Origin of the sequence: Pseudomonas sp. 2822-17 (assembly GCF_002742485.1) — a bacterium.
Lineage (GTDB): Bacteria > Pseudomonadota > Gammaproteobacteria > Pseudomonadales > Pseudomonadaceae > Aquipseudomonas > Aquipseudomonas cyclaminis.
On record NZ_LJRZ01000760.1, the window covers coordinates 133,127 to 153,672 of the forward strand.

Below are 20,546 nucleotides of genomic sequence, written 5' to 3' on the forward strand. Positions count from 1 at the left end.
GCGAATTCCTTAGCGCAGGCGCGCGCGCAATTGGATAAACCGGCGAGTGGCGTACAACCCGGCGGGCGTGCAATGGCGCCGCGCCGACAGCCAGGGAATCAGCGCGTTGAGCTGCTGTTCGTCGGGCAGTTTCCACAGCGAGTCCACGAGCGCCTGGGTGTCAGGGTCGGCCGGGCGGTGCTGTTCCTGGGAAAACCGGCTGGAGCGCCCGCGCCTCACCGGCGCCACGCGCTGGTCGCTGATCCACTCGCCAGCAATCCAGTCATGTAACACCTGTTTTTCATAGCCGCTGAACACGCCGAACATCGCCGCGCCCGCGCCCTCGATGAGTTGCCAGAAGCGACTCTCGGCCGGGTCCTGGTTGCGCTTGATCCACCCCTTGTCCTGCAACGCCTGGAGGAACGCGCCGACCTGCCCGGGCTGCGCCAGCCACTGGTTGACGGTCTTGCCTTCGAAGCGGCAATAGTCCGAATGCATGTGCTGGCCGAAGGTGCGTTTGCGTTCGAGCATCGCCACCACTTCGGCGTGCAGGTCGAACTGCTCGATAACGGCCGTGGTGCCCGCGCCAAGGTCATTAAGGCGATAACCCTCGGCCACGCGGCGGTAGAAGTCCGCCCTGCCCTCGCCCAGCGGCAGCAGGTTCAACACCGACTGCGCCGCCTTGCACGCGTGGCCGCTGCTGGCGTTGTCGATGGTGACGTGCAGGGTGAAGTAATACGGGTCGATGCCCAGCTCGCTCAGCTCATACGAAGTGATCAACAAGTGCAGCGGCAACTGCTCGTAACCCAGGTTGTAGCCGATGACCTGCGGCAGGAATTCCTCGGCACACAGGCCCAAGGCCAGTTGCAGCGCGCCCTGCAGGTAGTGCTCGTCTTCGACGCCCGCGTCGCTGTCGGCGTCGTGATCACTGAGCAACTTGCGGTAGATCACCACATGGTTCTGCGCGGCTTCGCCGTCCCCCAACTCTTCAAGATAGGTGCTGAGCAGGCCGTCAAAACGCTGGTCTTGCCAGTAATGCAGCAGTCCATACAACCACGCCCCGTCGACCTGTTTGGTCGGCGCCACACGTTGCAATACGTACAGTGCATGGGCTTTGTTCTGGAAGTAACGGCGCGGCCGGCCTTGCTGGCGCTGCTCAAGGTAATCGGCGTAGTCCTGAGCGACCGCAGCACAACGCTGCTCAACCCAGGCCAAGAGCTGTTCCGGCTCAGCGGGCAGCTCGTTGGTGGCATCCTGTACCCGGGCCAATTGGGTTTGCAGGAACTCGCGCGCCACGCTCTCGGCGTTCGGCGCTTCGCCATACAGGTGTTGATAAACCCGCTGATACTCTCCGTAGCCCGAGTGATGCATAGAGGCCAGTTGGCCCGACAGCGCCGTTAATAGCGTCATAATGGCAGTTCCCGCAAAGTCCGAGACAACGCCCCTTCAACAAGAGGCCCCGCAAGAGCGCTCAAAATCACGCGCTTCTGAAGGAAAGAGCATCGGGCCTGGCGGAAAATTCAATCGGGATTCGAACATGCCTGATCAGTGGCGCCCGTTCGCCGTACGCCTCATGTGCCGCCATGAACACGCCCTCGGCAGTCCACGCCGCGGATTGCGGAGCAGCAGAAAAACAAAACGGCACCTGAGTGCCGTTCTGCCCAACCCTAGATTTTTACTTGCGCGCCGCCTCCCACGACTTGAGCAGGTCGTTGTAGCTAACGGTCTCGCCTTTCGGCTTCTCGTTCGCCAGTTTCGGTTTTGGCGCGCCCGGTTGGTCGAACCAGTATTGCGCGTCACGCTCGGAGTTCATTTTCGGGCCGCACACCGGTTGCACTTTGGAGCGTTCCAGGCGCGTCATGATCGCGTCCTGTTCCTTGGCCAGGTTGTCCAGCGCCTGTTGCGGGGTTTTCTCGCCGCTGGCGGCCGAGGCGATGTTGCTCCACCACAGCTGCGCCAGGCGCGGATAGTCCGGCACGTTGGTACCGGTTGGCGACCACTCGGTGCGCGCCGGGCTGCGGTAGAACTCCACCAGGCCGCCGAGTTTGGGGGCCATGTCGGTCATGGCTTGCGAGTTGATGTCGGACTCACGAATCGGCGTCAAACCGACGATGGTTTTCTTCAGCGAGACGGTTTTGGACGTCACGAACTGAGCGTAGAGCCAGGCCGCGAGTTTCTGCTTCTCGGGCGTGGACTTGAGGAAGGTCCAGGAGCCTACGTCCTGATAGCCCTTCTTCATGCCCTTTTCCCAGTAAGGTCCGACAGGCGACGGCGCCATGCGCCATTTCGGCGTGCCGTCGGCATTCACCACCGGCAGGCCAGGCTTGACCATGTCGGCGGTAAACGCGGTGTACCAGAAGATCTGCTGGGCGATGTTGCCTTGGGAAGGTACCGGGCCGGACTCGGAGAAGGTCATGCCCGCCGCTTCCGGTGGCGCGTAGGCCTTCATCCAGTCCACGTATTTCTGCGTGGCGAACACCGCGGCCGGGCCGTTGGTGTCGCCGCCACGGGTCACGCTGGAGCCCACCGGATGGCAGTCCTCCACGCGAATGCCCCACTCGTCCACCGGCAAGCCGTTGGGCAGGCCTTTGTCGCCGCCACCGGCCATGGAGAACCAGGCATCGGTGAAGCGCCAGCCCAGGGACGGGTCTTTCTTGCCGTAGTCCATGTGCCCATAAATGCGCTTGCCGTCGATTTCCTTGACGTCTTCGCTGAAGAACTTGGCGATGTCTTCATAGGCCGACCAGTTCACCGGTACGCCGAGGTCGTAGCCGTATTTTTCCTTGAACTTGGCTTTCAGTTCCGGACGCTCGAACCAGTCGGCGCGGAACCAATAGAGGTTGGCGAATTGCTGGTCGGGCAGTTGGTAGATCTTGCCGTCCGGCGCGGTGGTGAAGGACAGGCCGATAAAGTCCTTGAGGTCGAGGGTCGGCGAGGTGAAGTCCTTGCCTTCGTTGGCCATCAGGTCGGTGATCGATTCGGTCTTGCCATAGCGAAAGTGCGTACCGATCAAGTCGGAATCGTTGACCCAGCCGTCATAGATGTTCTTGTCGGACTGCATCTGGGTTTGCAGCTTCTCCACCACGTCGCCTTCCTGCAGCAGGTCGTGGGTCAGCTTGATGCCGGTGATTTCACTGAAGGCCTTGGCCAGCACCTTGGACTCGTATTCATGGGTGGTGAGGGTTTCCGACACCACGTTGATCTTCATCCCACGGAACGGTTCCGACGCCTTGATAAACCATTTCAACTCTTCGAGTTGCTGGGCTTCGGTGAGGGTGGACGGTTTGAACTCGCTGCCGATCCATTTCTTCGCGGCATCTTCGTACGCATCGGCCCAGGCCGAAGCGCTCAAACCGCTCAGGGCCAGTACGGCGGCCAATGAAATGCTATGTCGCAGCTTATTGTTCTTATTCAACATAGAGACCTCCTGGTTGTTTATTCATAAGGGCACTAGCCCCAACGCATCACACTCAACAGCCATACCAGGGAGAGCGCGGACGCCACCCAGATGCTCCAGTCGGTAACGCCGATCACCAGCAAATGCAGGTAGGCGCTGCCGAGAAGACCGATAAACAAGCGATCACCACGGGTGGTGCTGATCGGTAACAAACCCCGCCGGGGGATGCTCGGCGAGCGCAGTTCCCAGGTGGTCATGCCCGCCAGGATCAGGGCGATGCCGCCGAAGAACAGTGCAGTGGGGGTGGTCCAGGCCATCCATTCCATCATCGACTCCTCAGACCCGGCCCAGGGCAAAGCCCTTGGCCACGTGGTTGCGAACAAACCAGATCACCAGCATGCCCGGCAGGATGGTCAACACCCCCGCCGCTGCCAGCACGCCCCAATCGATGCCAGACGCCGACACCGTGCGCGTCATCACCGCCGCGATGGGCTTGGCGTTGACCGAGGTCAGGGTGCGCGCCAGCAGCAGCTCGACCCAGGAAAACATGAAGCAGAAAAACGCGGTGACACCGATGCCGGAGCCGATCAACGGGATGAAAATTTTCACGAAAAACTTCGGAAACGAGTAGCCGTCAATGTAGGCAGTTTCGTCGATCTCCTTGGGCACGCCGGACATAAAGCCCTCAAGGATCCACACCGCCAACGGCACGTTGAACAGGCAGTGGGCCAGGGCTACAGCGATATGCGTATCGAACAGGCCGATGGACGAATACAGCTGGAAAAACGGCAGCAAAAACACCGCTGGCGGGGCCATGCGGTTGGTCAGCAGCCAGAAGAACAGGTGCTTGTCGCCCAGGAAACGATAGCGCGAGAAAGCATAGGCTGCCGGCAGCGCCACGCTCAGGGAAATCACCGTGTTCAGGCTCACGTAGTACAGCGAGTTGAGATAGCCGGTGTACCAACTCGGGTCGGTGAAGATCACCTTGTAGTTGGCCAGGGTGAAATCCTGCGGAAACAACGTCAGCCCGCCGAGGATTTCGGTGTTGCTCTTGAAGGACATGTTCAGCAGCCAGTAGATCGGCACCAGCAGGAACAGGATGTAGATCAGCAACGGGATTAGCTTGCGTTTGCTCATGTTGGCGGCCTCAGCGGTTGGCGTCGGAGTGGGTCATGGCGGTGTAGAACAGCCAGGACACCAACAGGATGATCAGGAAGTACACCAGCGAAAACGCCGCGGCCGGGCCCAGGTCGAATTGGCCTACGGCCATCTGGGTCAAGGTCTGACTGAGGAACGTGGTGGCGTTACCCGGTCCACCACCCGTCAGGACGAAGGGCTCGGTGTAGATCATGAAGCTGTCCATAAACCGCAGCATCACCGCGATCAGCAGCACGCTCTTCATCTTGGGCAGTTGGATATGTCGGAAAACTGCCCAGGCCGATGCACGATCAATCCGAGCGGCCTGGTAGTACACGTCCGGAATCGCCCGCAACCCCGAATAGCACAGCAACGCCACCAGTGAAGTCCAGTGCCACACGTCCATCACCAGCACAGTGACCCAGGCATCCGCCGTATTGGCCGCGTAGTTGTAGCTGATGCCTACCGCGTTGAGGCTGTACCCCAGCAGGCCGATGTCGGCACGGCCAAAAATCTGCCAGATCGTGCCCACCACGTTCCACGGAATCAGCAACGGAATCGCCAGCACGATCAACACCAGCGACGACCAGCGACCCTTGGTCGGCATGGTCAGGGCGATGGCGATGCCCAGGGGAATTTCGATCAACAGCACGCAGGCTGAATAGATGAACTGGCGCAGCAGCGAGTCGTGCAGCCGCGGGTCGAGCAATACCTGCTTGTACCAGTCGGCGCCGACAAAGTAGCGGCTGGACTGGTCGAAGATGTCCTGCACCGAGTAATTGACCACCGTCATCATCGGGATCACCGCACTGAACGCCACCAGCAGGAACACCGGCAGCACCAGCCACCAGGCCTTGTTGTTCTGCACCTTGTTCATGGCTGCACCTCCAGCAGGTAATCGTCGGCGTAGAGCATCAGCCATTGCGCGGGAAAGCTGATGGACGCCGTGCCTTCAGGCACCGGTTTGTCTTCGGCCAAACGCACTTTCAAGGTGGCGCCATCGAGGTTGAGGGTCATGATCTTGTAGGTGCCAAGGTCTTCCAGATGTGTGACGCCGGCCTGCAGGGCGTCGGGGTTGTACTCGTCCCACACATGGATAAATTCCGGGCGGATACCCACCTGCAACTTCTTGTAGTCGGTGCTGGCAATGCGTTGTTGCAACGCATCGGGCAATGGCAAGTGGGTGCCGGCAAACCGCACCCCGCCCGCCTCGGCCTGCACTTCGATCAGATTCATCCCAGGGCTGCCGATAAAGTAGCCGACAAACGTGTGGCTCGGCCGCTCGAACAGCTCCCGTGGCGTGCCGAACTGCACGATCTGCCCGCCGTACATCACCGCGATTTTGTCGGCGAAGGTGGAAGCCTCCAACTGGTCGTGGGTGACGTAGACCATGGTGATATTGAACTGCTCGTGGATCTGCTTGAGCTTGCGCCGCAGTTTCCATTTGAGGTGCGGGTCGATCACCGTCAGCGGCTCGTCGAAGAGGATCGCCGAGACGTCGTCGCGCACCAGGCCACGGCCCATGGAGACTTTCTGCTTTTCGTCGGCGGTGAGGTTGCGCGCTTTCTTGCTCAGCAGGGTTTGCAGGTCGAGGACTTCGGCAATTTCCTGCACCTTGCTGTGAATTTTCGCCTCGGCCATGCCCTGATTTCGTAGCGGGAACGCCAGGTTGTCGAACACCGTCATGGTGTCGTACACCACCGGGAACTGGAACACCTGGGCGATGTTGCGTTTTTCTGGCGTGAGGTCGTTGACCACTTGGGTGTCGAACAGCACCTGGCCTTCAGACGGGCTGAGCAAACCGGAGATGATATTGAGCAGGGTCGACTTGCCGCAGCCCGACGGGCCAAGCAAGGCGTAGGCACCGCCCTGCTCCCACACGTGGTTCATTTCCCGGATCGCGTAGTCTTCCGGTCCGGTCGGCGTAGGGTTATAGCTGTGCGCCAGGTTCTGCAAATGGATCTCGGCCATCACGCAACCCTCGCGACACGGCGTCCGGGAGCCTGGACCAAACGGCCCTGACCATCGAACACAAACAGTTTATGGGTGGGGATATACACGCGGATCGGCGCGTCAACGTCGTACTCATGCACCCCCGGCAAATGCAGCACCAGCAGGAAGTGTTCGCTGCGCACGTGCAGGAAGGTTTCCGAGCCACTGATTTCGGCGACTTCTACGGTCACCGCCAGCTCCAGGTCGTCGTCGTTGCTCGGCACCAGGCTGATATGGCTGGGGCGCACACCGAAGCGAAAATCGCCTTCGCCGATGGGACGCAGGTCAACATTGAGTGGGAAATGTACGAAATTGGCGAAGCTCACTTCATTGCCGCTGATACGCCCCGGCATCAGGTTGATCGGTGGCTCGGAAAACAGCTCGGCCGCGAGCACGGTATGTGGCTGGTGGTAAACCTCGGCAGCCTTGCCACTCTGGATCACCCGGCCTTCGTGAAGGATGGTGGTAGTGCCGCCGAGGGCCAGGGCTTCGTTGGGTTCGGTAGTGGCGTAGATCGCAATGGTGTGGCGGGCCTGGAACAGCTCGCGCATTTCCTGACGCAGCTCTTCGCGCAGTTTGTAGTCCAGGTTCACCAGCGGCTCGTCGAACAGGATCAGTTCGGCATCCTTGACCAGAGCGCGGGCCATGGCCGTGCGCTGCTGCTGGCCACCGGACAGCTCCAGCGGGTGACGCTTCAGGAACTTCTCGATGCGCAGCATCCGAGCGGTTTCCAGCACCTTGCTCTGGATCACCTCGTTGGACACACCGGCCTGACGCAACGGCGAGGCGATGTTCTCGAACACGGTCATGGTCGGGTAGTTGATGAACTGCTGATACACCATCGACACGTTGCGCAGGCGCACCGGCTTGTGGGTGACGTCGACGCCATTCATCAGGATGCGACCGCTGTCGGGCTTGTCCAGGCCGGCCATCAGGCGCATCAGGCTGGTCTTGCCGGACAGGGTGCGACCGAGCAGCACGTTGAAGGAACCGGGCTCGAAACGCAGGGTGGCATCGTCGATCCAGGTTTGGCCTTCGACGACGCGGGAGACATGTTCCAGGGTCAATGACATGACACGACCTTTTTTATTATTGGAATGAATCTGGCCAGTCGTCAGAGCGAATTTCGTGCCAAAACCGGCAGGTGCTTGATCCACAAGGAAATGGGACATATGGAATGTTCGGGAGTGAACAATCGGGCTGAACAACTGAACACTTCTAGGGTTGACAATGAACAGTTCTGAACAACACTAATGGGGCCCCCGCGCCTGCGGGGCCCCATAAAAACAATAAAAACAGAAGGTCGCCCGATGGCCGAACCCTTGGCTCACGACACCATCATCCAGGACTCCTGGCGCCGTTGCCGCGCCTTTGGCCTGGACCACCAGAGCACGCCCAGCTTCGATCAACTGCCTGCCGAGGGCATCAGCCAACTGCTGGAAAGCCAGCATTCCCTGGTGCAGACCACCCACCAGGAAGTCCTGCCCTACTACGAGAACATCCTCAGTAATTCCAATTGCCTGATCATGCTGGCCGACAACCAGGGCCAGGTGCTGACCTCGTGGGGCACCCAGCGGTTTATCGAGCCCAAGCTGGCCCATGGGTTCAGCGCCGGTGCCAGTTGGAAGGAACGCTCCAGCGGTACCAATGCCATCGGCACCGCGCTGGCTTGTGCCCAGGCGGTGCATATCGAACACGATGAACACTTCCTCAAGGCCAACCGTTTCATGACGGGTTCGGCAGCGCCGATCTTCGATGCCCAGCGCGAAATCATCGCGGTGCTGGATGTGTCCAGCGACAGCTACCTGCCGCCCTCTCACACCTTGGGCATGGTCAAGATGATGAGTCAGACCGTGGAGAACCGACTGATCCTCAACCTGTTTCGCGGCGAGCACTTCCAACTGACCTTCAACACCGGCCTGAGCAACCTGGACAGCCAGTGGGCGGGCCTGCTGATCTTTGATGACAGCGGCCAGGTGCTGTCGGCCAACCGTCGCGCCGACAACCTGCTGGGTATCAGCCTGTCGCGGGTGATGATCGACAGTTTGTTCAAAGTGTCGCTGCTGGAACTGCTCAACCAGCCGGAGGGCTTGCCGTTTTCGTTGCAGGCGGCGGGACGCAATCGGTTTCAGTGCCTGTTGAAGCGCCCCAAGCAGATGCCGGTGCAGGCGCGTGTGTTCAGCGAGCCGGTTATGTCGAAGCCGGCAGCCATTGGCCTCAAGACCCTGCATTTTGGCGATATGCGCGTGGAGAAAGCCGTGCGCCAGGCCGAGCGGTTGCTGGAAAAAGACATCCCGCTGCTGATTCATGGTGAAACCGGCGTGGGCAAAGAGGTGTTCGTCAAAGCCCTGCACCAGGCCAGTTCCCGCAGCCAGAAGGCATTTATCGCGGTGAACTGTGCGGCGATTCCCGCTGAGCTGGTGGAATCGGAGCTGTTCGGTTACGAAAAAGGCGCGTTCACCGGCGCCAATCAGAAAGGCAGCATCGGTCTGATCCGCAAGGCCGACAAGGGCACGCTGTTTCTCGATGAGATCGGCGATATGCCGTTACCGACCCAGGCGCGCCTGCTGCGTGTGTTGCAGGAGCGTTGCGTGCAACCGGTGGGCAGCAGCGAGTTGTTCCCGGTGGATTTGCGCATTATCTCGGCGACCAACCGCGCACTGCGCGAACAGGTGCAGGCCGGGCGTTTTCGTGAGGATTTGTACTACCGCATCGGCGGCCTGACCCTGGAATTGCCGCCCTTGCGCGAGCGGACCGACAAGCAGGCGCTGTTCCAGCAACTGTGGCAACAACACCGCGAGCCCACCCAATGGGCCGGTTTGAGCGCCGAGGTGCTGGCGCTGTTCGAGCAGCACCCGTGGCCGGGGAATTTGCGCCAGGTGAGCAGCGTGTTGCAGGTGGCGCTGGCGATGGCCGAGGAGAAGCCGATAAGGCCGGAGCATCTGCCGGATGATTTTTTTGTGGACTTGAACGTGCCTGCGCCGCTGCCGACCAGTGAGTACCTGGACGACAGCATTGACCTGACCCAGCGCTTGAAGGCGGTAGGCGGCAATATCTCCCACTTGGCACGGGAGTTGGGGGTAAGCCGCAACACTTTGTACAAACGCCTGCGCCAAGGCAATGAATGCCCCCCGTAGAGGCCCACAGATCGCAGGGTGTCAGTACGTCAGCTACGGCAGGCTCAGCGCGGCTTGACCACTACCAGCAAGTCGGTGAAGTACTCCACTTGGATCGGCAGGTTGTCCGCCAGGGTCGACAAGGCCGCCGCCGTGTCGTCCAGCTTGAATACGCCGGACACACGCAGGCCGCGCAGGGCCTGTGGGTCGAAGCGGACCATGCCGTGGCGGTAGCTGGCCAGGGTTTGCAACACTTCGCTCAGGGGCTGGTCGTTGACGGTGAGTAGGCCACGCGTCCAGGCGTCCGGATCGGCATTGCCGACGGTTTGCGCGGGCGTTGCGCGCCCATGGTCGAGGACGGAACGCTGGCCGGCGCTGACTTTGACGCCCTCCTCTGCCTCACCTTTGACCGCCACGCTGGACTCGATCACCGTTACCACTGTCGTGCCGTCCGGCGCACGCTTGACCAGGTAACGCGTACCCAGTGCGGTCGCCGTGCCTTGGTCGGTGCGCACCACGAACGGCCGCTGCGCATCTTTGGCCACGTCTACCCACAGCTCGCCTTGCAGCAGTTCGATCACCCGTTGGTGGCCGTCGAATTTCACGTCCACCGCCGAGTTGCTGTTGAGCTGCAACTGGCTGCCGTCTTCGAGGGCGATCTGGCGACGTTCACCGACGCCAGTACGCTGGTCGGCCATCCACACTGGCAGGTGCTCCAGGCTCAGCCAACCGCACAGCGCGATACCGAGCACACCCAGCACCTGTGCGCTGCGTGCCCGTTGCGGGGCAAATGCGCGATTCAGGGCGCGGCGCGCCGGTTGTGCGGGCACGCTGTCGAGGCTGCCCCATAACGCACGCATGCGCTCGATGGCGACGGCGTGGCGCGGGTCGGCCTCGCACCAGGTGTTGAAGGCCTGACGGTCGGCGTCTGTGACGTCCTCGTCGTGCAGGCGTGTCAGCCAATTCGCTGCTTGCTGGATGATCTGTTCGGAGTTCATGACAGTGGGTCGGCCGCGTGCAGGCTGTGATAGCAGTGCACCAGGGCGCTGGAGATGTAGTTTTTGACGGTGCTGGGGGACACTTCCAGACGCACGGCGATTTCGCTGTAGGTCAGGCCGTCGAGGCGACTCAACAAGAACGCCTCGCGGGCCTTGGGCAGTAAGCCGGCGAGCATTTCAGCAATGCGTTCCAGCGCTTGCAAGGCAATGTGGATCGCCGCCGGGTCGGGCATGCCGGCGTCTTCGCACTGGATGACCAGCGCCTGCATGTAGGCTTTTTCGATACGGCGACGACGGGCACCGTCGATGAGCAAGCGTCCCGCCGTGGTGGCCAGGAAGGCACGGGGTTCCTTGATCGCTTGCGGTTCGGCCAGCATCAATACACGGATGAAGGCGTCGTGGGCCAGGTCGGCGGCGTGCTGGGAGCAACCGAGTTTCCTGCGCAGCCAGCCATGCAACCACCCGTGGTGCTCGCGGTACATCGCCGTAAGGATCTGCTGACGCGCTGAGTTGCCCAGCGCGGCCGGAATGTCATGCATGCGCAAAAATTTCTCAAATGGGAAATGTTACCAATTGCGCAAACAATGCCAGTAAAACGATGTCGGGGCAAGGGGCTCACATCCTGTAAAAGCGCCCTCCCATCGGTGTGTCCTCTTAGCGCCAGCTCCATGAAACGCCGGTGTAGATACCACGCCCATCTGCCGGTGTAGAGCGCGCAACATCCAGGCCTTTGTCGTCGTAACCCGGCGTGACAGTGTTGGCGTAACGGCGGTTGGCGAGGTTGCGCAGATCGACCCAGGCTTGCCAGTCCTGCTTGGGCGCGTCGTAGCCGAACGTTGCGCCAACAATCGTGTAGGCCGCGGCGTAGTAGGAGTTGGCGTAGTCCACCGCCACTTTTGATGAGTGCTCGGTGTTAAAGCTGGTGTAGAAACCGGTCGGGTGGCTGTAGCGCAGTTGCGCCTGGTAGTAGTGTTTGGGGATGCCCGGCAAGGTGTTGCCACCGAAACGGTCGTCGTCGCGGTAGTGGAAGTCGCTGAAGGTGTAGGCCTGGCGCAGGTCGAGTTTGCCGTTGCGGCCGCCGTCCCACAGTGGGCTGAGCAGGCCCAGTTCCACGCCCTGGTGCACGGTGGGGCTGGCGTTGGATTCGGCGACGATGGCATTGCTGGTTGCGGTCTGGGCCTGGGTTTCCACGGTGAGCAATTCGTGGCGCACTTCGGAGCGGTACAGCGCCAGATCCCACTGGCCGAGCCAGGCCTCACCGCGACCGCCGACTTCCAGGGTGGTGGCGGTCTGGTTTTTCAGGCTGACGCCTTCACGCGCCATGCCTTTGGCAGGACCGCTCGTAAAATACTTGTTGGAACCCCAGATCATCGACCACGCATGCGGCGGCTCGACGGAGCGACTGAGGTTGCCGTACACCTGCAATTGCGGGTTGAAGTCATAACGCAGGCCGATGCGCGGCGCGTAGTCCCAATCGTGCTGGCTAAGCGGTGCCTGGCCTTCGGGATAGGTGACCTCGGTTTCGCGGCGGGTGTAGATGGCGGCCAGGCCGGTGGTCAGCCACAGGTCCGGCACCAGTTCCAGGTCGTTGCCGATGTGCAGCACGGTGTCGGAGCCCAGGTAGCTGTAATCGCGGGTCTTGGTGCCGGGGGCATAAATGGCCGTGTTACCGGCGGGAATGCGCACGTATTCGGCGCCGCCATTGTTGGGCATTGCCTGGGTGGTGCGCAGGCCGAGGGTGGTTTTGCTGTCGTGGCCAAACACCGTGTCCTGGCGGATGTAGTTGAGGGTGCCGCTGACGTCGGTGTAGGCGACTTTCAGACGGATAGTGCCCTCGCGCAGGTCCATCGGGTAATCGTGGTACGCCAGGCCCACTTCAAGGCGGGAGTTGTCGTCCAGTTGCAGGGTGGTTTTGTTGGCGATCCAGGTGGAGCCAGGTTGCAGGCGCTTGGAGTCGCGCGCAGCGTTGAGGCTGTTGGCGGCGCGTGGGTCGTGGCTTATCTGGCTGCGAGTGAGTTTGCCGGGGGTGTCGTTAGTGGTTTCGCGATAACGGAAATAGAAGCGGGTTTCCAGGTTGGGGTTGAAGCGGTAGCCGAAGTTGGCGGTCACGCCCTTGCCTGTGGCCGCGCTCTGGCGCTGGTAGCCGTCGGATTGCGAGTCGGTGAGGCTGATGTAGTAGTCGGCGTCGCCCAGCACCTGGCCCGAACTGATCTCGCGCTGGGCATAGCCACGGCTGCCCGCCTCATAGCGCACTTGCAGCTTGGGAGCGTCGTAGCCCGTTCGCGTGACGTAGTTGACCGCACCACCGAGGGCCAACGCGCCCTGATCAAAACCGTTGGCGCCGCGCAACACCTCGACCCGGCTTTGCCACAGCGGGTCCTTGAGCTCATAAGGGGTGCCGCCGGGGCCGGTCAGCGGCAGGCCATCGAACATCTCGTAAAGCCCCGACGCATGGGAGCCAGGGCTGCGGTTGAGGCCCGACCCGCGAATCGACAGTTTCACCCCTTCGTTGTTCGCCGCCTTGGCGTACACCCCCGGCTGGTACTTGAACACATCTTCGTTGGTGCTCACCCGCCCCTGCTGCACGCTGCCCATGTCGATGTAATTGGTGGCGCCGGGCACGCTCTTGAGCTGCGCCTGGGCCACTTCGCCCGCACTCGCTTCAGCCGTGGTGACTTCGACCGGTGCCAATTGCAGGTCTTCGGCGTGCACCAGCGAGCTTAAGGTCAAGGCAGCAAACAGGAATGGAGGTTGGCGCAGCAGCATGGGTGGGTCCTTGGAATTCGGGGGCGTGAACGGCAGGGCCATCACGCGAACAGTGATGGGAAGCCAACGATGCCCGGCAAGTCACGCCTTATTAACGGACCAGCCCCTTCCCACAACAGTGTCGGACCGATTTTATTTACAAGGAAATAAACGATCTAACGCTGACTCAGATAGCCCGAAGTCAGGCCCTGCTGTACTGCAATTCCAGAGTGGTGCTGATCAGCCGGGTGAAAATCGTGAGTATCTCGACCATTTGCGGGTTCTCGAGCTTTTTCGGCAACACGTCCAAGGCGCACAAGGTGCCGAAGACGCTGCCGTCGGAGAAGACAATCGGCAGGGAGATGTAGCTTTCGAAGCCATGTTTACTGGGCAAAGGATTTTGCCAGAACACCGGATCCTTGCTGGCGTGTTCGATAATGATGGGCTTGGGATTGGCCCGCAGACCGTTGCACAGCGTGGCTTCAAGCTGCAATTCATGCCCGACCTCCACGCCAAAATGCAGCTCGTCGTACACCGCGCAGGCCACCCAGTGGGTGTCGGTCATCTTCGAGATCGCCGAGAAGCGCATATCCGTCAAGCGCGTGGTCAGGCGCAGGATATTGGACGCTGTTTCTATCTCGGCGATGACCGCCAGTTCTTCAGGGGTTAAAGGTTTAATAGCACTCTCCTGATTCTCAAATCAAAACCAAGCAGCCCTATGCCTGGGCTATTGCAGCTCGTTCGCAAAACGCCCCACTGCGTTCACCACCTGCTTGGCGCCACCCTGGATCTCCGTGATGACGGCGCCAGCCTGGTTGGCCAGTGTCAAGCCTTGCTCAGCCTGCTCGCGACTGCTGAACATCTCGGTAATGGCTTCGTCGGCGAGGCGTTGGTTCTGTTGGACCACGCTGACGATCTCTTCGGTTGCCGTGCTGGTACGGCTGGCCAATTGCCTTACTTCATCCGCTACCACCGCGAATCCACGGCCCTGTTCACCTGCACGAGCAGCCTCAATGGCGGCATTGAGTGCAAGCAGATTGGTTTGCGCGGCGATGCCGCCGATGGTCTGCACAATCGCGCTGATCAGCAGCGACTGTTTGCCCAGCGCCTCAATGCTGCCGGTGGCGGATTGCATCTGCAGGGCAATGTTTTGCATGGTCTGCACGGTGTCTTGCACAACCGCCGCGCCGCGTTCGGCCGTGACGTCGGTTTGTAAAGAAACCTCGTAGGCCACGCCGGCGGCGGCCTTGACCTCGGACTCGCGCAAGACCTGGTCGGTGACCACACTGGCAAACTTGACCACTTTGCACAGCTTGCCCTCGGCGTCGTGCACCGGGTTGTAGGTGGCTTCGAGCCAGACCTCGTTGCCGCGGCTGTCCACACGCTTGAAGCGGCTGGCAACAAATTCGCCGCGATTGAGGGTTTGCCAGAACGCGGCGTATCCGCTCGAAGCGGCCTCCTGCGCGGTGCAAAACAGACTGTGCTTTTTGCCGACGATCTGATCGAGCGTATAGCCCATGGCGTCGAGAAACTGGGTATTGGCGGTGACCACCGTCCCATCCAATCTGAACTGAATGACGGCCGTCGAGCGGATCAACGCGTTGATAAACGCTTCGTTTTCCTTGGCTTGCTCAATGGCGCGACTGACCTCGATGCCGTAGCCCTGGATCTGCGACAGCTGGCCGTCGCGCGCGTTGATCGGGCACCAGGTGAGGTTGATCCAGGCCAGGCTGCCGTCACTGCGCAGGAAGCGGTAATCGTCGCTCACCGGCTCGGAGCGGGCGACTGCTGCATTGAAATCACGGAAACAAGGTAAATCCCTGACGTAAGGCGGAACAATTTCACTCAAGAGACGGCCCTGCAATTGCTCGCAGGAGTAGCCCAGGGTCCGGGCAAAATCCTCGTTGACGGCAATGAGCCGCATGTCGGCATCCAGGCATATTGAGAGCATGCCGCGGTCATACTGCGTAACGAGCTGTCGCAATTGGAAAAGCTCGTCGTCCCGGTCCTGCAGATCCTTCTTCAAGCGGCGATTGAACATGGCGGCGTCCCTGAGGTAGTCATCACTGCATCGGCCATGCGGCCTGCGGCTTGAGCATAGGCCGATGAACAGTTAGTTGCTCACTCAGTTGTCTCGCGCAACAGAAATAGATCTAACCGGCAGGCCTAACCAGTGTCTGCATCAGATCGTCCGCCTCGGAGCCCACAGGAAACCTGAAGCCGTGCATCTGGTCGGCCGCCAGTATTGCCCTGAGGGCCTCGACAAACTGCGCCTCGGTGGGTGAATCACGCAGCAATTTGTGCGCCGGTAATAACAACTCGGCAGGAACCCCCTCGACACTTGCGGCGTCGATAACGGCAAAGAGGATAAAGCGCAGGCGTATCTCGCGGTCCGTCGGCCACACCGTTTTTCGCTTACCCAAGGTAGGGCCTCACTTTTTCGGAAAAGTCCGAGGCTATTGCCGACGTCGGGGCGTTTCAAGCAGGGGTGCGCAACATAGGCCACTTCTTACATTGAAAAGAGAAAAGCCGTACGCGCCATCCGTTCACTGCACCGGCAGGAAATTCATCAGCAACAAACTTTGCGCATAGTTGAGACCGATACGCCGATACCGCTCATCCAGCATCTGGGTCAGCAGGTCAAGCCGCGCCACAATCTTGCCGAACTCCACGGCAAAACTGAGGTTGCTGCCCTCCTCCGAGATCTCATTGGAAAACAGCAGCAACACGCCATTCGCATCCTGACGCTTGCTCAGCAGCCAAGTAGCCTTCTCGATATTGCGCGCGGCATTGCTGACGAACTGCGGGTTGATCGAATCGGTCATGTAGAACTCAGTGCGCCCGCCGTGGGCGGTCACCAACATACTGCCGATCGCGTATATAAAGGCGCCCACCCGGTCGCCCTGAAACTCCGGACTCAAGGAGTAACTCAACGCGGCTAGGTCGCGACGCTCACCCAGGGCAGGCAGCGGTCGACGCTGCTCGATTGCCTGGCGAATTTCCCGCTCGGCACTCACCGCATCCGGATAACCCGATTGCCGCCACTGGCTGGGGTTACGCAGGTATAGCTTGCTCATCAGCAGATACAGGCTTTGCAGATTGTCGCGCATGCCCAGGGTGGCCATGCGATCGACACTGGTCTGAAAGAACTCATCGGGCTTGCCATTGGTGAACTGCTTGGCAATGTCCTGCCCCTGTTGCTGGGTGCAACCTGTCGCGCCGAATATGAAGATCGCAGCCAACAGCAGCAGCCGGCGTATGCGACGAATGTTTGAAAGAGGAAACGTGCGATCCATCGGCACCCGATCTTGTTCTTCTGCCCTCGCGGGGAATCGGCGGGGCTGGGACAAAGATAGAGCAGAGAAATCAAAAAAAGTGCGACAGGCATCGGCAAATTGTCATGAGACCGGCATGCCAGCGCGTTTCGTGACGAATTCGTTTCAGGGTCTATACTTTTTGGAGCAGTTGCGTGTGTTGTTGGCGAGCCAGGGTGGCATTTCAACCTTCGAGCGGCCTGGCGTGTGTATGTACATCGCCTACGGCACTACCACCGGCAACTGCAAACGAGGTGACGGCGATGAAACATCCAATTCGAGCACAAATGTTTGCCCAAGTGATCTGCCTGCTTTCGGTGGCTCAGCTTTTTTGCTGATTGAGATGAGAAACGGCCTTGAAGATTGGCTGCGGGAGTGGCACGGCGAAGTATTGCCCATCGGACTGCCAAACCGCAGAAACACAAAAGCCCCGCATTGCGGGGCTTTTGTTTGAATCTTGGCGGGAAACCAGGGATTCGAACCCTGGGAACGCTATTAACGTTCGCCGGTTTTCAAGACCGGTGCATTCAACCACTCTGCCAATTTCCCTTGTGCATCACAGGATTATAGTAGGCCATCCTGTCTCAGCGGGCGCCATAATACCCGAATGAAACACACTGTCAAACTCTCGCCATCGCTTGTTACAGAGCGTCTGTTATGATCTTTGCGACTGAACGTTTCAAAACCGAAGGAGTGTCGCCATGCGCGAACAGAATTACGCAGTGAATGGTAACGCGCAGGCTGAGCAGCTTGAAGTCAGCCGCGTGTTGCGCAACACCTATGGCCTGCTCGCCCTTACCCTCGCATTCAGCGGCGTGATGGCGTTCGTGGCGCAGCAGATGCGCGTCGGCTATCCGAATATCTTTGTTGTACTGATCGGCTTCTATGGCCTGTTTTTCCTGACCAACAAGTTGCGTGACTCGGCTTGGGGCCTGGTGTCGGCGTTTGCCTTGACCGGGTTCATGGGCTTTATCCTCGGCCCGATCCTCAACCGTTACCTCGGCATGGCCGGTGGTGCGGAAGTGGTCAGCTCGGCGTTCGCCATGACGGCCCTGGTGTTTGGTGGCCTGTCGGCCTACGTGCTGATCACCCGCAAGGACATGAGCTTCCTGGGCGGCTTCATCACCGCAGGTTTCTTTGTGTTGCTGGCGGCAGTGGTTGCAGGCATGTTCTTCCAGATCAGCGGGCTGCAACTGGCGATCAGCGCGGGGTTTGTGCTGTTCTCCTCGGTATGCATCCTGTTCCAGACCAGCGCCATCATCCACGGCGGTGAGCGCAACTACATCATGGCTACCGTCAGCCTGTATGTGTCGATCTACAACCTGTTTGTCAGCCTGTTGCAGATCTTCGGCATCATGAGCCGCGATGACTGATTGTTAGCGGCATAAAAAATGCCCCGCATCGAAAGATGCGGGGCATTTTTGTTTACAGGGCATCAGTACTGGTTGGGTTCCATTTCCAGCTGGACCTTGAAACGCTCGGCGATATCCGTTTGGATACGCCGGGCCAGCTTCGCGATGTCGTGCCCTGTGGCGCTGCCATAATTGACCAGCACCAACGCCTGTAATGCGTGCACGCCCGCATCCCCTTCACGGAAGCCCTTCCAGCCGGCCTTGTCGATCAGCCAACCGGCGGCAAGCTTCATGTGCCCATCCGCCTGGGGGTAGGCCACCAGATCCGGATACAGCGCTTGTAGCTCTTCGGCCAAGGCCTTGGTCACCAGCGGGTTCTTGAAGAAGCTGCCGGCATTGCCCAGGACTGCCGGGTCCGGCAGTTTTTCGCTGCGGATGCTGCAAATTGCGCGGCTGACGTCGCTAGGCGTCGCGTCGGTGATGCCCTGCCCGGCCAAGCGCTGTTGCACCGGGCCGTAATCGAGCTTGAGGTGACTGGCGCGGCTCAGGGCAAAGCGGACCCGCAGGATCAACCAGCGACCGGTTTCGTGCTTGAACAGGCTGTCACGGTAGGCAAAGTTGCATTCTTGCAGGCTGAAGTCCCGCAGTTCGCCGGTGCGGCGATCCAGCGCTGTGAGGCCGGCGAATACATCCTTGATCTCCACGCCGTAGGCGCCAATGTTCTGCATCGGGGCAGCGCCGACGGTGCCCGGGATCAGGCTGAGGTTTTCCAGGCCGCAAAAACCCTGTGCCAATGTCCAGAGCACAAACGGGTGCCAGGCCTCGCCCGCTTCGGCTTCGACCACTACGTGCACGCCGTCATCGTGCAGCACGCGAATGCCCTGAGTGGCCATGCGCAGTACCAACGCAGCGATATCCTGGGTTAGCAGCAGATTGCTACCACCGCCAATCACCAGCAACGGCAACGCTTGCGCCGAAGCATAAGCCAGAGCCTCTCGCACATCGGCATCGCTTCGGGCTTCGGCATACAGCTGGGCGCGCACGTCGATGCCAAAGCTGTTGAATGGCTTGAGGGAAACCTGCGCCAGCACGTCCAAGGTCATAACCGCCCCTTCAATTCGATCACCAATAAATCACAGGCCCGTTCGATCAGGTCCAGCACCCGCTCGAAGCCTTGCTCGCCTTCGTAATACGGGTCTGGCACGTCGTCCACTTGCGAGTCGTAGCGGCGCAGGAACAAATCCAGTTCGGCCTTACCCTGCCCCGACTGCAGCGCCTTGAGGTTGCGCAGGTTGCTGCCATCCATCGCGAGGATCAGGTCGTAACGCGCAAAGTCGGCGCGGGAGACCTGCTGGGCGCGCTGAGCCGACAAATCGTAACCGCGCACCATCGCCGCACGTTGGCTGCGCTGGTCCGGCGGGTTGCCGACGTGCCAGTCGCCAGTGCCGGCAGATGCCACCTCGACCTGCCCGGCCAGCCCGGCCTCGCGCAATTTATGGCGCAGAACACCTTCAGCGGTGGGCGAGCGACAGATATTGCCCAGGCAGACAAACAGAACCTCCATCAGGCCCCCAGCAGGCGACGGACGCGCTCAAGGTCTTCCTGGGTATCGACACCGGCAGGCGGCGCTTCAAGGGCATCGCCCACATGGATACGCACGCCGTGCCACAGGGCCCGCAGTTGCTCCAGGGATTCGGTATTTTCCAGCCAGCACGGCCCCCAACTGACGAAGTCGTGCAGGAAACCGGCGCGGTAGGCATAGATGCCGATATGGCGGCGGTACGGCACGCCCTCCGGCAACACATCGGGATTGCTGGCGAAGGCGTCACGCGCCCAGGGCAAGGTCGAACGGCTGAAGGTCAGTGCCAGGCCATTCACATCGCTGACGACCTTCACCACGTTCGGATTGAACAAAGTGTCGATGTCCTCAATCGGCTCGGCCAGGGTGGCCATCCGCGCCTCACCATGGGCAGCCAGGTTGGCGGCCACCTGGTCGATCACACTCGGCGGGATCAAAGGCTCGTCGCCTTGCACATTGACCACGATGGCGTCAGGCGCCAGGCCAAGCTGCGTGGCCACTTCGGCCAAGCGGTCGGTGCCGGAATTATGGTCTTCGCGGGTCAGAACCGCTTCGGCACCGAACCCTTTGCAGGCTTCGATAATGCGCGGGTCGTCGGTGGCCACGACCACCCGATCGGCGCTGCTTTTGCAGGCCTGTTCCCAGACCAGTTGGATCATCGGCTTGTTGCCGATCAGTTGCAGCGGCTTGCCTGGCAGGCGGGTCGATGCGTAACGCGAGGGAATAACGACGGTAAAGGCGGTGGTCATTTATCCAGGCGCTCATCGGTGGTCAGGGTGCGGGCTTCGCTTTCCAGCATCACCGGGATGCCATCACGGATCGGGTACGCCAGGCCGGCGCCTTTGCTGATCAGCTCGGTTTTATCGGCGCTGAGCTTGAGCGGGCCTTTGCAGATCGGGCAAGCGAGGATGTCGAGCAGTTTGGTGTCCATGAGTGT

General features: G+C 60.5%; 21 protein-coding genes and 1 tRNA gene. 3 read left to right on the forward strand and 19 right to left on the reverse strand.

What is annotated here, in order from left to right:
• Positions 1-9: 9 nt before the first annotated feature.
• From AOA60_RS27115 to AOA60_RS27145, 7 genes are all read right to left on the reverse strand, one after another.
• Positions 10-1,389 (reverse strand): iron-containing redox enzyme family protein, encoded by a 1,380-nt coding sequence (locus AOA60_RS27115; protein WP_099586961.1) that lies wholly within the window; start codon positions 1,387-1,389, stop codon positions 10-12.
• Between the two features lie 265 nt (positions 1,390-1,654).
• Entirely contained in the window at positions 1,655-3,397 is a 1,743-nt protein-coding gene (locus tag AOA60_RS27120) for an ABC transporter substrate-binding protein (protein ID WP_099586962.1), read from the reverse strand.
• A 32-nt stretch (positions 3,398-3,429) separates the two neighbouring features.
• Positions 3,430-3,702: a DUF2160 domain-containing protein gene (locus tag AOA60_RS27125; protein ID WP_014718862.1), complete on the reverse strand. Its 273-nt coding sequence runs from the start codon at positions 3,700-3,702 to the stop codon at positions 3,430-3,432.
• A 10-nt stretch (positions 3,703-3,712) separates the two neighbouring features.
• A complete protein-coding gene (locus AOA60_RS27130) occupies positions 3,713-4,513 on the reverse strand; it encodes a carbohydrate ABC transporter permease (RefSeq protein WP_003232361.1) in 801 nt (266 codons plus the stop codon).
• Positions 4,514-4,523: 10 nt separating this feature from the next.
• Positions 4,524-5,390, reverse strand: coding sequence for a carbohydrate ABC transporter permease (locus tag AOA60_RS27135; RefSeq protein WP_099586963.1), 867 nt, complete (start codon positions 5,388-5,390; stop codon positions 4,524-4,526).
• Positions 5,387-6,484 carry an ABC transporter ATP-binding protein gene (locus AOA60_RS27140; protein WP_099586964.1) on the reverse strand — a complete coding sequence of 366 codons (1,098 nt, stop codon included), beginning with the start codon at positions 6,482-6,484 and terminating at the stop codon, positions 5,387-5,389. Before AOA60_RS27140 ends, AOA60_RS27135 begins: the two co-directional genes overlap by 4 nt.
• A complete protein-coding gene (locus AOA60_RS27145; RefSeq protein ID WP_099587036.1) occupies positions 6,484-7,578 on the reverse strand; it encodes an ABC transporter ATP-binding protein in 1,095 nt (364 codons plus the stop codon). Before AOA60_RS27145 ends, AOA60_RS27140 begins: the two co-directional genes overlap by 1 nt.
• Before the next feature lie 237 nt (positions 7,579-7,815).
• On the opposite strand from AOA60_RS27145, the gene AOA60_RS27150 reads away from it, so the two are divergent.
• Positions 7,816-9,642 carry a sigma-54-dependent Fis family transcriptional regulator gene (locus tag AOA60_RS27150; RefSeq protein ID WP_099586965.1) on the forward strand — a complete coding sequence of 609 codons (1,827 nt, stop codon included), beginning with the start codon at positions 7,816-7,818 and terminating at the stop codon, positions 9,640-9,642.
• A 44-nt stretch (positions 9,643-9,686) separates the two neighbouring features.
• Here the strand turns inward: AOA60_RS27150 and AOA60_RS27155 are convergent, their stop codons facing one another.
• The 7 genes from AOA60_RS27155 to AOA60_RS27185 form a co-directional block, all read right to left on the reverse strand.
• Positions 9,687-10,619 carry a FecR family protein gene (locus AOA60_RS27155; RefSeq protein ID WP_099586966.1) on the reverse strand — a complete coding sequence of 311 codons (933 nt, stop codon included), beginning with the start codon at positions 10,617-10,619 and terminating at the stop codon, positions 9,687-9,689.
• Positions 10,616-11,158, reverse strand: a complete 543-nt coding sequence (locus tag AOA60_RS27160) for a sigma-70 family RNA polymerase sigma factor (RefSeq protein ID WP_099586967.1) — start codon at positions 11,156-11,158, stop codon at positions 10,616-10,618. Before AOA60_RS27160 ends, AOA60_RS27155 begins: the two co-directional genes overlap by 4 nt.
• Before the next feature lie 115 nt (positions 11,159-11,273).
• Positions 11,274-13,385, reverse strand: a complete 2,112-nt coding sequence (locus AOA60_RS27165; RefSeq protein WP_099586968.1) for a TonB-dependent receptor — start codon at positions 13,383-13,385, stop codon at positions 11,274-11,276.
• Positions 13,386-13,566: 181 nt separating this feature from the next.
• Positions 13,567-14,043, reverse strand: coding sequence for a GAF domain-containing protein (locus tag AOA60_RS27170; RefSeq protein ID WP_250924956.1), 477 nt, complete (start codon positions 14,041-14,043; stop codon positions 13,567-13,569).
• 48 nt (positions 14,044-14,091) lie between these two features.
• A complete protein-coding gene (locus tag AOA60_RS27175; protein WP_099586970.1) occupies positions 14,092-15,405 on the reverse strand; it encodes a methyl-accepting chemotaxis protein in 1,314 nt (437 codons plus the stop codon).
• A gap of 112 nt (positions 15,406-15,517) precedes the next feature.
• On the reverse strand, positions 15,518-15,787 hold the full coding sequence (locus tag AOA60_RS27180) for a hypothetical protein (RefSeq protein WP_099586971.1): 270 nt from the start codon (positions 15,785-15,787) through the stop codon (positions 15,518-15,520).
• A gap of 123 nt (positions 15,788-15,910) precedes the next feature.
• Positions 15,911-16,660, reverse strand: coding sequence for a hypothetical protein (locus AOA60_RS27185; protein ID WP_099586972.1), 750 nt, complete (start codon positions 16,658-16,660; stop codon positions 15,911-15,913).
• 115 nt (positions 16,661-16,775) lie between these two features.
• Between AOA60_RS27185 and AOA60_RS32820 the strand changes: the two genes are divergently transcribed.
• Positions 16,776-17,132 (forward strand): hypothetical protein, encoded by a 357-nt coding sequence (locus tag AOA60_RS32820; RefSeq protein WP_158235071.1) that lies wholly within the window; start codon positions 16,776-16,778, stop codon positions 17,130-17,132.
• Positions 17,133-17,136: 4 nt separating this feature from the next.
• On the opposite strand, the gene AOA60_RS27190 is transcribed toward AOA60_RS32820, so the two are convergent.
• Positions 17,137-17,227, reverse strand: a tRNA-Ser gene (locus AOA60_RS27190).
• A 152-nt stretch (positions 17,228-17,379) separates the two neighbouring features.
• On the opposite strand from AOA60_RS27190, the gene AOA60_RS27195 reads away from it, so the two are divergent.
• Complete coding sequence (locus AOA60_RS27195) at positions 17,380-18,051, forward strand: Bax inhibitor-1/YccA family protein (protein ID WP_078048997.1); 672 nt, start codon at positions 17,380-17,382, stop codon at positions 18,049-18,051.
• Positions 18,052-18,113: 62 nt separating this feature from the next.
• Here AOA60_RS27195 and murB read toward each other — a convergent pair whose 3' ends face one another.
• The 4 genes from murB to AOA60_RS27215 are packed head-to-tail and all read right to left on the reverse strand — an operon-like array spanning position 18,114 to position 20,540.
• Positions 18,114-19,133: a UDP-N-acetylmuramate dehydrogenase gene (gene murB / locus AOA60_RS27200; RefSeq protein ID WP_099586973.1), complete on the reverse strand. Its 1,020-nt coding sequence runs from the start codon at positions 19,131-19,133 to the stop codon at positions 18,114-18,116.
• Entirely contained in the window at positions 19,130-19,594 is a 465-nt protein-coding gene (locus AOA60_RS27205; protein ID WP_099586974.1) for a low molecular weight protein-tyrosine-phosphatase, read from the reverse strand. The genes murB and AOA60_RS27205 overlap by 4 nt, the downstream gene beginning before the upstream one ends.
• Positions 19,594-20,358, reverse strand: a complete 765-nt coding sequence (gene kdsB, locus AOA60_RS27210; protein ID WP_099586975.1) for a 3-deoxy-manno-octulosonate cytidylyltransferase — start codon at positions 20,356-20,358, stop codon at positions 19,594-19,596. The genes AOA60_RS27205 and kdsB overlap by 1 nt, the downstream gene beginning before the upstream one ends.
• Positions 20,355-20,540, reverse strand: a complete 186-nt coding sequence (locus tag AOA60_RS27215; RefSeq protein WP_003174668.1) for a Trm112 family protein — start codon at positions 20,538-20,540, stop codon at positions 20,355-20,357. The genes kdsB and AOA60_RS27215 overlap by 4 nt, the downstream gene beginning before the upstream one ends.
• Positions 20,541-20,546: the final 6 nt, after the last annotated feature.